This is a genomic window from Acidobacteriota bacterium, assembly GCA_016195325.1.
Classification (GTDB): Bacteria; Acidobacteriota; Polarisedimenticolia; order JACPZX01; family JACPZX01; genus JACPZX01.
Genome location: JACPZX010000096.1, coordinates 1 through 13,017 on the forward strand (window position 1 = coordinate 1; position 13,017 = coordinate 13,017).

13 protein-coding genes are annotated in these 13,017 nt (G+C 69.6%); 8 read left to right on the top strand and 5 right to left on the bottom strand.

All coding sequences use genetic code 11. The annotated features are described in order from the left end of the window. The first annotated feature begins 30 nt into the window (after positions 1 to 30). The 3 genes from HY049_16650 to speB all read left to right on the top strand — a co-directional run bounded on the left by HY049_16650 (position 31) and on the right by speB (position 3,448). A complete protein-coding gene (locus HY049_16650) occupies positions 31 to 291 on the top strand; it encodes a hypothetical protein (protein ID MBI3450527.1) in 261 nt (86 codons plus the stop codon). Positions 292 to 411: 120 nt separating this feature from the next. Continuing rightward, complete coding sequence (gene speA / locus HY049_16655; protein MBI3450528.1) at positions 412 to 2,352, top strand: biosynthetic arginine decarboxylase; 1,941 nt, start codon at positions 412 to 414, stop codon at positions 2,350 to 2,352. Between the two features lie 55 nt (positions 2,353 to 2,407). Beyond that, a complete protein-coding gene (speB, locus tag HY049_16660; protein MBI3450529.1) occupies positions 2,408 to 3,448 on the top strand; it encodes an agmatinase in 1,041 nt (346 codons plus the stop codon). Positions 3,449 to 3,505: 57 nt separating this feature from the next. On the opposite strand, the gene HY049_16665 is transcribed toward speB, so the two are convergent. Genes HY049_16665 through HY049_16675 form a run of 3 tightly spaced genes read right to left on the bottom strand, consistent with a single transcriptional unit; the run spans position 3,506 to position 4,915 of the window. Then, entirely contained in the window at positions 3,506 to 4,402 is an 897-nt protein-coding gene (locus HY049_16665; protein ID MBI3450530.1) for a hypothetical protein, read from the bottom strand. Continuing rightward, a complete protein-coding gene (locus tag HY049_16670; GenBank protein MBI3450531.1) occupies positions 4,399 to 4,686 on the bottom strand; it encodes a hypothetical protein in 288 nt (95 codons plus the stop codon). Before HY049_16670 ends, HY049_16665 begins: the two co-directional genes overlap by 4 nt. Further along, a complete protein-coding gene (locus HY049_16675) occupies positions 4,673 to 4,915 on the bottom strand; it encodes a hypothetical protein (protein ID MBI3450532.1) in 243 nt (80 codons plus the stop codon). Before HY049_16675 ends, HY049_16670 begins: the two co-directional genes overlap by 14 nt. Before the next feature lie 88 nt (positions 4,916 to 5,003). Here HY049_16675 and HY049_16680 point away from each other — a divergent pair, with 88 nt between their 5' ends. Next, positions 5,004 to 5,846: a hypothetical protein gene (locus HY049_16680; protein ID MBI3450533.1), complete on the top strand. Its 843-nt coding sequence runs from the start codon at positions 5,004 to 5,006 to the stop codon at positions 5,844 to 5,846. 12 nt (positions 5,847 to 5,858) lie between these two features. Here HY049_16680 and HY049_16685 read toward each other — a convergent pair whose 3' ends face one another. Both HY049_16685 and HY049_16690 read right to left on the bottom strand, forming a co-directional pair. After that, complete coding sequence (locus HY049_16685) at positions 5,859 to 6,845, bottom strand: NAD(P)-dependent glycerol-3-phosphate dehydrogenase (protein MBI3450534.1); 987 nt, start codon at positions 6,843 to 6,845, stop codon at positions 5,859 to 5,861. Positions 6,846 to 6,848: 3 nt separating this feature from the next. Continuing rightward, entirely contained in the window at positions 6,849 to 8,225 is a 1,377-nt protein-coding gene (locus HY049_16690) for a hypothetical protein (GenBank protein ID MBI3450535.1), read from the bottom strand. 90 nt (positions 8,226 to 8,315) lie between these two features. Here HY049_16690 and HY049_16695 point away from each other — a divergent pair, with 90 nt between their 5' ends. The 4 genes from HY049_16695 to tadA all read left to right on the top strand — a co-directional run bounded on the left by HY049_16695 (position 8,316) and on the right by tadA (position 12,893). Next, positions 8,316 to 8,555, top strand: a complete 240-nt coding sequence (locus tag HY049_16695; protein ID MBI3450536.1) for a hypothetical protein — start codon at positions 8,316 to 8,318, stop codon at positions 8,553 to 8,555. A gap of 15 nt (positions 8,556 to 8,570) precedes the next feature. Beyond that, on the top strand, positions 8,571 to 10,310 hold the full coding sequence (locus HY049_16700) for a carbamoyltransferase (protein MBI3450537.1): 1,740 nt from the start codon (positions 8,571 to 8,573) through the stop codon (positions 10,308 to 10,310). Positions 10,311 to 10,318: 8 nt separating this feature from the next. Further along, positions 10,319 to 10,474 (top strand): hypothetical protein, encoded by a 156-nt coding sequence (locus tag HY049_16705; protein ID MBI3450538.1) that lies wholly within the window; start codon positions 10,319 to 10,321, stop codon positions 10,472 to 10,474. Between the two features lie 193 nt (positions 10,475 to 10,667). Continuing rightward, a complete protein-coding gene (gene tadA, locus HY049_16710) occupies positions 10,668 to 12,893 on the top strand; it encodes a Flp pilus assembly complex ATPase component TadA (protein MBI3450539.1) in 2,226 nt (741 codons plus the stop codon). Positions 12,894 to 13,017: the final 124 nt, after the last annotated feature.

A 13,017-nucleotide genomic window follows, 5' to 3' on the forward strand; every position in this document is an offset into this window, starting at 1 on the left:
CAGAAGTACCGTGATCGCGGATTTCGCGCCGTGGGCCTCGCTCTCCAGTCCGGCGAGCCCGCCGAGGTGAAGGAGTTCCTCGAGGGGCGGAAGCTCGCCCTGGCCTATCCCATCCTCATGAGCTCCGAGGATCTGGCGGGGCAGTTCGGCGACATCGAGATCATCCCCACCACCTACCTGATCGGCCCCAGGGGCGAGGTCCTCAAGTCGTACTTCGGCCTGTCGGGCGACTTCGAGAAGATCCTCGGCGCCGAGATCGAAAAGCACGTCGGCCCCGCCCCCGCCCGATAGATTTCTCTTCTCCTGCAGGGAAGCGATCTCTATAATGGCGCGCCGGAGCCACCTCCGCACGGCGCGGGCTGCGCGAGCCTTCGCCGGGATCGAGTCGTCGTTTCGTCGAGGGATCCCGCCATGCAGCCGTCCGCGACCGCCCGTGCCGCCGCCTCGCTCCGGATCTCCGCGGAGAAGTTTTCGATCGAGGACGCGATGTCCCTCTACGGAATGGACTCGTGGGGGGCGGGCTACTTCCGCATCAGTGAGGAAGGCCATCTCGAAGTCGCGCCCGACGGCGACGACTCCCGGAAGGTCGACGTCCCCGAGGTCGTCGAGAGCCTGATGAAGCGCGGCCTCACGCCGCCGCTTCTCCTCCGCTTCCCGCAGCTTCTCGAGTCGCAGGTGAGAAACCTCTGCAGCGCCTTCCGGAAGGCGATCGCCGAGTACGGTTACTCGGCGCAGTACCGGCCCGTTTTCCCGATCAAGGTCAACCAGCAGCGCGCCGTCGTCAGCGAGCTCCTGGAGGCGGGATGGAAGTACGGCCTCGGGCTGGAGGCGGGGAGCAAGCCGGAGCTGCTCGCCGCCCTCGCGCTCGAGACGCCGCCGGAATCGCTCCTCATCTGCAACGGCTTCAAGGACAACACCTACCTCGCGATGGCCTCCCTCGCGAGGCGGCTCGGCAAGAGCGTGTTCGTCGTCGTGGAGAAGCCCTACGAGCTCGAGGCGCTGGCCAACCTGGCGCTCGACAAGGGAGCCCGCCCCTACATCGGCATCCGTGTGCGGCTGCACGCCCGCGGCTCGGGAAAGTGGGAGAAGTCGGGAGGGCACACGAGCAAGTTCGGCCTCAGCACCGGCCAGCTCCTCGAGGGGATCGCGTTCCTCAAGAAGAACCGGATGCTCGACTCGCTCAAGATGTTCCACTTCCACATCGGCAGCCAGATCACCGAGATCCGCAAGCTCAAGAACGCCTTCAAGGAGGCCGCGCGCATCTACGCCAAGGCGCGCAAGATGGGCGTCGACGTCGAGTACCTGAACGTGGGCGGCGGCCTCGGCATCGACTACGACGGCAGCAGGACCTCGTCCGACGCGAGCGTGAACTACTCGATGCAGGAGTACGCGAACGACGTCGTCTACACGATCAAGGACGTCTGCGAGAACGAGAGCGTGCCCGAGCCCCACATCGTTTCCGAGTCCGGGCGGGCGATGGTCGCCTATCACTCGCTCCTGATCGTCGACGTGCGCGCCGAGATCGGCGGCGGCACCGGGGTGAAGGTCAAGCCGGGGCCGCGCGATCCCCAGGTCGTCAGCGAGCTCCTCGACATCCTCAGGACGATCAGCGCGAAGAACTACCGCGAGTTCTACCACGACGCCGTCGAGCACCGGGACGAGATGGTCTCGCTCTTCAATCTCGGCCTCCTCAGCCTCGAGGAGCGCGCGAAGGGAGAGGCCGCGTTCTGGGAGATCGCGGCCCGGGGAGTCCGCTACTCGAAGTCGCAGAAGTTCATGGCGGACGAGTTCGTCGAGCTCGAGAAGCAGCTCGTCGAGAAGGTCGTCTGCAACTTCTCGGTCTTCCAGTCCATCCCGGATCACTGGGCGCTCGATCAGCTCTTCCCCGTCGTCCCGATCCAGCGACTGCGCGAGAAGCCCGATCACCGCGTGACGCTCGTCGACATCACGTGCGACTCCGACGGAGAGATCGACAAGTTCGTGGACCTCAAGGACATCAAGGAGGCCCTCGAGATCCACCGGTTGAACGGGACCGAGCCGTACTACCTCGCGCTCCTCCTGGTCGGCGCGTACCAGGACACGATGGGCGATCTCCACAACCTGTTCGGATCGGCGAACGAGGCGCACGTCGTCGTGGACGACGAAGGGCGCGTGCATCTGAAGCGGACCCGGCGCGGCAACTCGGTCCGCGAGACGCTCGCGGCGTTCGGGTACGATCCGAAGGATCTCGCCGCGAAGCTCCAGTCCACCCTCGAGGAGCAGATGAAGCGAGGCGGGCTCACTCCCGCCGAGGCGCGGCAGCTTCTCTCCGAGTATCGCGGCCAGTTCGACGCCTATACGTATCTGACCTGAGCCCCCGCGGAGGCTCCGCTCCTCAGGACGCCCCGAGACCACCAGGAGAGCCCTCTTGGCCCGCCGACCCCTGACCCGCGCCGCCTCGAAGGCCGGCTCCACCCCCTCGCGCCGACGCTCGTCGGGACGCGCGCCCAGGGCCCGGGCCGGCACCGCGGGTGCGGCCCGCGCGCCCAAGCGCGCCGCGCCTCCGCCCGCCCCTCTTTCGGCCGGGGACCACGACTCGGCGACCGACGCCTACTTCGGTCTGACCCCCGCGGAGAGCGCCTACGCCACCTCGCGCGTCGTGATCCTCCCGGTCCCGTTCGGCGGCACGGTGACGTACGGGCCGGGGACCGAGAACGGGCCCGAGGCGATAAGGGTCGCGAGCCAGCAGGTCGAGCTCTTCGACGAGGAAACGCGCCGGGAGCCCTACCGCCTCGGCATCCACTCGGCGCCCCCCGTCATCGTGAGGGGGAAGGCCCCCGAGCCGATGGTCCTCGAGGTCGAGCGCCGGGTGCGGCGATACCTCCGCGACGGGAAGTTCGTCGTGACGCTCGGAGGCGAGCACTCGATCAGCCCGGGGGCGGTGAAGCCGTACGCGGAGGCCTTCGAGGGTCTCACCGTCGTCCAGTTCGACGCCCATTCCGATCTGCGCGAGTCGTATCACGGCACGCGGCACAACCACGCGTGCGCCGGCGCGAGGATGAGGGAGCACGCCCGGCTGATCCAGCTCGGCATCCGGAGCCAGTCGCCGGAGGAGCGAGCCGTCATCGAGCGCGGCGACGTCGAGACGCTCTTCGCCTATCAGATGGCGGAGGGCGGGTGGAGCGATCGGATCCTCGCGACGATTCCCGAGCGCACGCCCGTGTACGTGACGATTGACCTCGACTACTTCGATCCCTCGATCATGCCCGCCACCGGAACGCCCGAGCCCGGAGGGGGGGAGTGGTACCCGACGCTCCGGTTCCTGAAGGGCCTCTCGGCGCGCGCGCGCATCGTCGGCTTCGACGTGATGGAGCTGGCCCCCGTCCCCGGGCTCCACGCCCCCGACTTCCTCTCCGCCCGCCTCGTCTACAAGCTCCTCGCGTACTCCCTCGGAGAGCCGGCGGTGTGAGCGCCGCAGCGCGCCGCGCGGCGGGCCGACGGGGATCGCCGGCCGGGCCTCGGGCCGTCAGCGCGCCACGGGGCAGTCCACGCAGTGGAGCGAGTGTCTCTCGAGCGCTTCGGGGAGGCGGGCCAGGATCGGGCCGAGGCACGCGGGGTCCTTCACGACGCGCTCCGGAAGGCCCTCGTTGAGGATCCGGAGCAGCTCGGGCCGGGGCGCCTCGCCGTGATCGAGGAGCTCCGCGTTCAGATCCACCTGCACCGCCTGCATCATCGCGGGAGAGGACCTGAACGCCCCGTGCAGGGCCGCGTACACCGCGGCGGCGAGATCGTGGTGGCACTGGTTGAAGTCGGGGATCCGGTTCTCCATCGTCGCCACGTGCAGGTTCACCCTCCCCTCGGGGGTCACCTCCGACACGTGGATGAAGTCCTCGATGTACTCGCGGACCTTCGGCCACGACACGTCGCGGGCCGGAGGGAGCCCCTCGAGGCAATCGGCGCAGGTCATCCCCCGGGAGCGGAGCACGGCCTCCGCGAAGCGCCTCACCGCGCTCGTCACCTCGACGTCGTCGAACAGCGCGTCGACGTATTGCGGGAGCGGCTTGAGCGTCTCGCCGGGCGCCATCGGCCGGGAGACGACCAGGCGGTGGTCGAGGGCCTCCCCCGCGATCCACGCGATGTCGTCGTGCGACGCGCCGAGGATCTCGACGGCGATCTCGCGGAGCTTCCGCTCCGCCGGATCGGCGGGAAGATCGCCGGGGAGCGCGGTGATCCCCCATCGATGCGGGGACTCGCGGACCGCGAAGAACGCGGCGGCGAGGTGGGGGCGCAGCTGGCCCCACGTGACCGCCGCCGGGGCCGCTCCCGATCCCTCCGCGGGCCCCTCCGCGGCCCACGGCCCCGCGAGTGTCAGCGCGGCGAGGGCGAGCGGAACCAGGGGATTCAGGAGCTTCGGACCCCTCAACGGGCCTCCTCCGGTCCGTGGACGCGGGGAGCGATCACGCGGGCGCGGATCGCCGTCCGCGCGCTGAGGAGGCCGGCGAGGAGGCCATCCTCGAACTGAAACCTGGGATCGCGCGCGAGGATCGGGAAGTCGTCGGGGCTCAGCAGGTCGTCGGAGCTGAGGGCCGGATCGAGGGATCGCGCGAGCGCCTCGAGGCGGCGGCGCTGATGCACGACCATCTCCTCGAAGAGGCGCTCGATCTCGTGGAAGAGCTCGATCTCCTGCGACGACTCAGCGCTGTCCATCGATCGGCTCCTTCGGCTCGCGGAAGAGGGGCTCCTCCTGATTCGGCGTCTCGCGATTGACGGCGTCCCACACGAAGAGCCGGATCAAGAGGTAGAGGGCGACGAGGGCGAGCGCCGACGCCAGGATGTACGCCCACGCCGGGCGCGAAGGGGAGCCGGCCGTCGTGGCGCCCGCCCAGACGAAGGCGAGGGCGGGCGGGGCGGCGCGCGCGCCGCGATCTTCTCTCATCGGTGGGATCTCCCCGTCATTGTTCGCACCCGGCTGAAATCGTGTCAACCTCGTCGCATCGCGCGGGCGCATTGGGTACATTGCCGCGATGCGAACCGGAGCGCTCCTCCTCTGCCTGATCCTCGCCACGTGTCCCGCGTTCCCCTGGGGGCTCGCGGCGCACCGCGTGATCACCGAGTCCGCCGCGGAGCGCGTCCCGGGTCCTCCGGCCGACTTCTTCCGCCGCGCGAGCCGGGGCCTACAGGACGCGAGCCTCGCGCCCGACACGTCGCTGCGGGCCCACGATCGCACGGGAGAGGAGGCCCGGAGCCACTTCATCGACCTCGACGCGTACGAGCCGTTTCCGTTCGCGGGGATCCCGCGCCGGCTCGAGGACGCGGAGGCCCGCTACGGGCGGGACGCGGTCGCCCGGAACGGGACGCTCCCATGGCGCATCGCGGGCGTGCTCGGGGATCTGACCGCGGCGATGCGCCGGGGGGACGCCCCTCGCGTCGTGAGGGACGCCGGATACCTCTCCCATTACGTCGGCGACGCGTACCAGCCGCTCCACCTGACGATCCACCACGACGGGGACGGCGCCTGCGGTGAGGGGATTCATCGGGCGTTCGAGGCGGGCATGATCGAGCGCGCTCTGCCTCGCTACCGGGACGCGGTCCGCAGGGGGGCCGCGACGGTCGAGCCGGTCGAGCACCCGCTCGCGTTCGTGCTGGATCGGATGAGGGAAGGCTACCCGCTCGCGGCGCGCATCCTGGAGGCCGATCTCGACGCGGTGCGCGACATGAGGAAGGACGGCCGGGACTACTGGGAGGGGCTCGATCGGCGCGCCGGGCTCATCGCGGAGAGGCAGATGACCTCCGCGGCCGGGACGATCGCCTCGCTCTGGTACACGGCGTGGATCGATGCGGGGCGCCCCGACCTCGCCGATCGCTGAGCGCGGGCCGGCCTAGCGGCTCGACTTGAGGGCGCGCTCGAGGCTCTTCGGCGCGGCGCCGTCGTGAAGGATCGCGTGGAGCGACGCGGCGATCGGAAGGCGCAGGCGGTGCCGGGCCGCGATGGCGCTCGCCGCGCGCGTCGCGGCGACCCCCTCGGTCACGTTCACGGTCGCCGAGAGGATCTCCTTCAGCTCGCGTCCCCGCGACAGCTCCTCTCCGAGGCGCCGATTGCGCGAGTGAGGGCTCATCGACGTCACGGCGAGGTCTCCCAGGCCGGAGAGGCCGTAGAGGGTCGAGCGGCGCGCGCCGAGAGAGGAGGCGAGCCGCGCGATCTCCGCGAGGGCCTTCGTGAGGTAGGCCGCGCGCTCGTTCATCCCCCAGCCGAGGCCGTCGCCGATCCCGGCGCCGACCGCGTAGGCGTTCTTGAACGTCCCGCCCGCCTCGACGCCGGCGACGTCGGTCATCGGCCGCATGCGAAACCTCGGCGTCGCGAGGAGCGAGCGCGCCCGGCGGGCGGCGGCGGGGTCCTCGCAGGCGACGTCCACCGCCGAGACGCCGCCGCGAGCCATCTCGGGGGCGAGGCACGGGCCGGAGAGCGCGACGATCGGCACCGGAACGTCGGCGGGAATCTCCTCCCGCAGGACCTGCGACATCCGCTTCCACGATCCCTCCTCGAGCCCCTTGTCGGCGCAGACGAGGACGGCGCGCTCCGGAATCAGCGCGGCGATCGCGCGGGCGACGTCGCGGACCGCGTGCGACGGGACGGTGATGAGGACCACGTCGGCGTCCTCGATCGCCTCGCCGCAGTCGAGCGTCACGTGGACCGATGGGGAGATCTTGAATCCCGGGAGATACTTCGCGTTCTCGTGAGTCCGGCGGAGCGACTCGGCGACGTCCGCCTCGATGGTCCACAGGCTGAGCGTCCGGTCGCGTTTCTGCAGGGCGATGGCCATCGCCGTGCCGAGCGCACCGGCTCCGAGGACGGCGATGCGGCTCATCCGCTAGGCGCTTCCGTCCCCGGCCTTGGGAGCGCTTCCGCCGCGCCGATGGCGGCGGCCTCCGCGGCGGCCTCTCCGGCGCCGGGGCTTCTGGTCGCCGGCAGGCGATGCCTGGTCGGCCGTGGAGATCGCGGGGGCTCCCGCGGCCTCGAGCGGAGTCGTGGATCCTTCCTCGAAGGGCTCGGCGAACGCCGAATCATCCGCGTCGCCCCGGGCGTGGCCCACCGCGTCGCCTGCGTCGAGCGCCGCATCCGAGCCCGGCGAGTCCGCGGAGTCGGGCGGGGCCGCCGCGTCGCCGGCGTCGGGGGACTCCGCCTCGCCGGCCGCGGCGCCGTTCGCCTTGCGCTTGTGGCGCCTTCCTCCGCGCCGCCCACGCCGTCGCTTGCGCCTCGGAGCGCCGTCCGGGCCCGGGAGATCCGTGAGGAGCCCCTCCGCCGCGGCCCCCTCGGGCGCGGGAGCGATCTCGATCACGTCGTCGGGCTCCACGGCGTCGCGCTGCGGGGCGCCCGTCGCCTCCGCGCGCGGGTGCGCCGCGGCGCGATCAGGGGGTGAGGCCCCCCGCCGGCCCCGCCGGGGCTCCCGCGGAGATTCCGGTCCGGACGCCGCGCGCCCCTGCGGGCGCGGGGCAACGTGTCTCGGGCGCGGCGCGTGGCCCACGAGCTCGGCGAGCCGTCCCGGGAAATCGGTGTAGATGCCGTCCACGCCGAGGGCGATGAGCTGCTTCATGAGCCCCGGGTCGTTCGCGGTGTACGGATAGACCTTGAGATCCTTCGCGTGGCAGGCCTCGATCAGCGCGGCGTCCACCTGCGCCGCCTCGGGGTTCAGGCTGAAGCACCCGAGCTCGGCCGCGCGCGACACGCTTCCCATGGCGCGACCTGCGACGAGGAGCCCGAGGAGGAGCGAGGGATCGATCCCCCGGAGCGACACGAGGATCTTGTCGTTGAAGGAGCTGAAGACGGTCCGATCCAGCGCGTTCCGGCGCCGCAGCGAGCCGACGACGTCCTTGAGATGGGCCGGGGTGACCGGGTCGTAGTCCTTGATCTCGACGTGGAGGTACATCTCGCGCGGGACGATGCGGGCGCACTCGTCGAGCGTGAGAATGCGCAGCCCCCGGTGGTCCTCCCCGAATCGGAACCCGATGTCGTATCCCGCGAGCTCACGGGCGGTCTGCTCGCGGATCCGGCCTCTCACTCCGGCCATGCGCTCGAGCGTCCGATCGTGGAAGACGACCGCCAGGCCGTCCGCCGTGAACTGGACGTCGACCTCCACGGCGGTGGCCCCCAGCCGGATCCCGGCGAGGATGGCGGATTCCGTGTTGTCGGGAGCGTGGCCTCCCGCCCCCCTGTGCCCTATAATCTCCGTTCCCTCGGCAACTTGCATGACGCGCATTCTGCCCGCGGAGGCGTCGTTTTGCAAATCCCGGGGCTCACGGGGAGGCGCGGGGCGCCTCGACACACGGATGGGGGAGGAATGAAATCGTTTTTCTCGAAGATTCTCGGGTACTGGTCCGGCTTAGGGCACATCATCGGCGTCATCATGACGCCGGTCCACATGTTCATCGTGTACACGCTGGTCTTCGGACCGTCGAAGCTGATCCTCTCCGCGATGGGGAAGGACCCGATGGACCGGAAACTCGCGACGGAGCCGACGTTCTGGCGGAAGAAAGAATCCCACGCCGCGTCGCTCGACAATCTCCGGCACACCTTCTGAGGTGAGGTCCCCACGATGAACATCCTCGGCATCTCGGCCTACTACCACGACTCCGCGGCGTGCCTCCTGCGCGACGGCCAGGTCATCGCCGCCGCGGGGGAGGAGCGATTCACCCGCAAGAAGCACGATCACGGGTTTCCCGACAACGCCATCCGCTACTGCCTGGCCGAGGGGAAGATCCAGTCGAAGGACCTCGACTACGTCGGCTTTTACGACAAGCCGCTGGTCAAGTTCGAGCGCATCCTCCTCACGTACATCGCGACGTTCCCGAAGTCGTTCCGCTCGTTCAACAAGGCCGTTCCGCTCTGGCTCACGCAGAAGCTCCGCATCCCGGCGCTGATCCGCAAGCACATGGGGTACGACGGAGAGGTCCTCTTCGGCGACCACCACATGTCGCACGCGGCGTCCTCTTTTCTCGTGTCGCCGTTCAAGGAGGCCGCGATCCTGACGCTCGACGGCGTGGGCGAGTGGTCCACGGCGACCCAGGGGGTCGGCCGCGATCGCGACATCCAGCTCTGGAACGAGATCCGCTTCCCGCACTCGCTGGGACTGCTTTACTCCGCGTTCACCTACTTCCTCGGGTTCAAGGTCAACTCGGCCGAGTACAAGGTCATGGGTCTCGCGCCTTACGGAGAGCCGCGCTACTTCGACCAGATCATGAAGGAGATCATCCACGTCGGCGAGGACGGCTCCTTCAAGATGAACATGGACTACTTCGCCTACGACTACGGCCTGACGATGACGAACGGGAAGTTCTCGCAGCTCTTCGGCATCCCGGTCCGCGAGGGGGAGGGGAAGCTCGAGCAGGTTCACAAGGACATCGCGGCGTCGGTCCAGAAGGTGACCGAGGAGATCGTGCTCCGCATGTGCCGGAGGCTGAACCGGGACACGGGCCTCACCAACCTGTGCATGGCCGGCGGGGTCGCGCTCAACTGCGTCGCCAATGGCCGCGTGATCCGCGAGACGCCGTTCAAGAACATCTTCATCCAGCCCGCCGCGGGCGACGCCGGCGGCGCGGTGGGAGTCGCCGCCTACATCCACTCGGCGGTCCTCGGCAACGCCCGGACGTTCGTCTGGAAGCACGCCTATTGGGGGCCGGCCTACTCGACGGAGGAGATCCGCTCGTACCTTGAGAAGCACGGCATCCCGTTCCGCGAGCTCTCCCGGGAGGATCTTCTGAAGAACACCGCGCGGCTGATCGCGGAGCAGAACGTCATCGGCTGGTTCCAGGGGCGGATGGAGTTCGGGCCGCGCTCCCTGGGCAACCGCAGCATCATCGCCGACGCGCGGAATCCGGCGAACAAGGACGTCGTGAACCTCAAGATCAAGTTCCGCGAGTCGTTCCGCCCCTTCGCGCCGACCGTCCTCGCGGAGAAGTCGGGGGAGTGGTTCGAGCTCGAGTGCGACTCCCCGTACATGCTCCTCGTCGCGCAGGTCCGCCCGGAGAAGCGATCGATTCCGTCGGTGACGCACGTCGACGGCTCGGCCCGCATCCAGACGATACGGCGCGACGAGAACGAGATGTACTACGACCTCATCCAGGAGTTCGATCGGCAGACCGGGTGCCCGGTCATCATCAACACCTCGTTCAACGTGAGAGGCGAGCCCATCGTCTGCACGCCGCACGACGCGTACCTGTGCTTCATGCGCACCCGGATGGACTACCTCGTGCTCGACCGGTTCCTCCTCGACAAGAAGGATCAGCCGGGCCTCAACGACGACATCGACTGGCAGCGGGAGTTCCCGCTCGATTAGGAGCCGACATGAAGCACTCCCTCCTCGGCGAGCTCTGGGCGTTCATGAGGGTGAGGAAGAAGTGGTGGCTCGCCCCGATCCTCATCATCCTCGGGCTCCTCAGCGCCCTCATCATCTTCACCGAGAAGAGCGCGCTCGCGCCCTTCATCTACGCGCTGTTCTAGCCCACCCCGGCGGGTCCGGGCCAAAGCCCCGGATCCGCCGCGCCTCACCGGCCGCGCCGCGGCCCGCCTCCCCCGCACCCCCCTGAAACCTCCCCGGCCCGCGCCCCCATTCGGCGCTCAAGATCCGCATCGATCTGCCGATGAGTGATTGGGCGGGGGAACCCGATCGCACCGCCCGGTGAGGTGAGCGGACGTGCCGACGCACGCACAGCTTGGAGAGGTCCTGGTCCGCGCGGGGTGCCTGGACGCCCAGGGGCTCGCGCGGGCTCTCGAGGTCGTCGCGAAGAGCCGGGTCTCGCTGAACCGGGCCCTGGAGACGCTGGGCCTCGTCGACGGCGGCACGATCGCGAGCGTCCTGGCGCAGCAGCTCGGGCTCGACGTCGTCGACCTGGACGTCCTCGAGGTCCCGGCGGAGGTGGCCTCCCTCCTGCCGGCGGAATTCTGCCGATCCCATCTGGTCGCTCCGCTGAACGTCGAAGGCAAGAGGCTCCGCATCGCGATGACGAATCCGCTGGACTACCCGACCCTCCAGGACGTCGAGTTCTGCACCGGGATGCGCGTCACCGCCGCGGTGGGCGCCGAGTCGAGCCTCGCGGCCCTCCTCGAGAGGACATACCCGGCGCCGCCCGCCGAGAAGAAGCCCGACATCCAGTCCACGTACGACCTCCTCTCCTCGGTCAATCCCGAAGGGGAGGTCGAATCCTCCGAGGCCGACGTCGAGGCGATCGACATCAGCAAGCTCGCGCGCGACGTCAACCTGACCCCGATCGTGCGGCTCGTGAACATGATTCTCTGCGACGCGGCGAAGGCGGGCGCGAGCGACATCCACGTCGAGCCCCAGGACGAGCGGCTGCTGGTGCGGCAGCGCGTCGACGGGATGCTGAAGGACGTCCTGAAGATCCCCCGGGGGCTCCAGGACTCCACCGTGTCGCGCCTGAAGATCATCTCGGGGATGGACATCGCGGAGCGCCGCAAGCCCCAGGACGGCCGGAGCCGCCTGAGATTCGAGGGGAAGCGGATCGATCTGCGCGTGTCGACCCTCCCCACCCAGTTCGGCGAGAAGGTGGTCATACGGCTCCTCGACGGCTCGAACGCCAGGCTCGACATCAATCGCCTGGGGTTCAGCGCGGAAAACCTCCGCATGTTCCTCGCTCTCCTCTCACGGCCACAGGGGATCATCCTCGTCACCGGCCCGACGGGAAGCGGGAAGACGTCGACGCTCTACTCGGCGCTCGGGTACCTGAAGGCCCCCACGAAGAACATCATCACCGTCGAAGATCCCATCGAGTTCCAGCTTGAGGGGATCAACCAGGTTCAGATCAACCCGAAGGCGGGGATGACCTTCGCGTCGGGGCTGCGCTCGATCCTGCGGCAGGATCCGAACATCGTCCTCGTCGGCGAGATCCGGGACCAGGAGACCGCCGGCATCGCCATGGAGGCGGCCCAGACGGGCCACCTCCTCCTCAGCACGCTCCACACGAACGACGCCATCTCGACGATCACGCGGCTCCTCGATCTCGGCATCGAGGCCTTCCTGGTGGCGTCGTCCCTGACGGCCGTGCTCTCGCAGCGCCTCACGCGGATCCCCTGCCCGAGCTGCTCCGTCGAGCAGGCGCCCCCCGCCGACGTCGTCGAGAAGATCGGGGGCGTCGGGCGCCTTCCCCAGGGCGCGGCCTTCAAGGTCGGCCTCGGATGCGACGCCTGCGAGCAGTCGGGATACAAGGGTCGCATGGCCGTGCACGAGGTGGCCGTCGTGACCGACGAGGTGCGGAACCTCATCTCGCGACGCGCCCCGGAGCACGAGATCCGCGCGGAGGCGCGTCGCGGAGGGATGCGCACCCTGATGGAGGATGCCATCGACAAGGCGTCGCGCGGGCTGACGACCCTCGACGAGGTGGTCCGCGTCTGTCCGCCCGATGAGACCCCCGAGACGCGCCAGGCGACGGGGCCGGAGCCGGCCGCCCGGCCCTCCCGGGCCGATGTCCCCGAGGAAGCGCCCATGCCTGCCCCGCCGGGGCCGCCGGGGGCCCGGCGCGTCGTCGTCGTGGACGACAGCCCGACCGTCGCGACCGTCATCAAGTACTTCATGGAGAACGAGGGGTTCGAGGTCTTCCTCGCGGCGGATGGCCGGGAGGGCCTCGAGGCGGTGAAGGAACACCGGCCGGACGTCATCATCAGCGACGTCAACATGCCGGGCATGGATGGCATCGAGATGGTCCGGGAACTCCGCTCCCACCCCGACACGGCCGGGACGCTCATCCTCATGCTGACGTCGGAGGACAGCGTCGAGAGCGAGGCCCGGGGGCTCGAGGTCGGCGCGGACGACTACATCCTCAAGCCGGTCGAGCCGCGCCGCCTGGCCGCCCGCGTCAAGGCGCTCCTCTCAAGGTCGACGGCGCGGGAGGCCGTTCCACGCTGAGCGCCCCCGGGGGTTGCCGGGGCGCCGGATTTGCCTAGATTGCCCTCCCATGCGCCACGATGCTCGCTCGTGGGGGGCGCATGACGGGCGGCGTTCCGAACGGCCGACGACCCGCGCCCGGGAG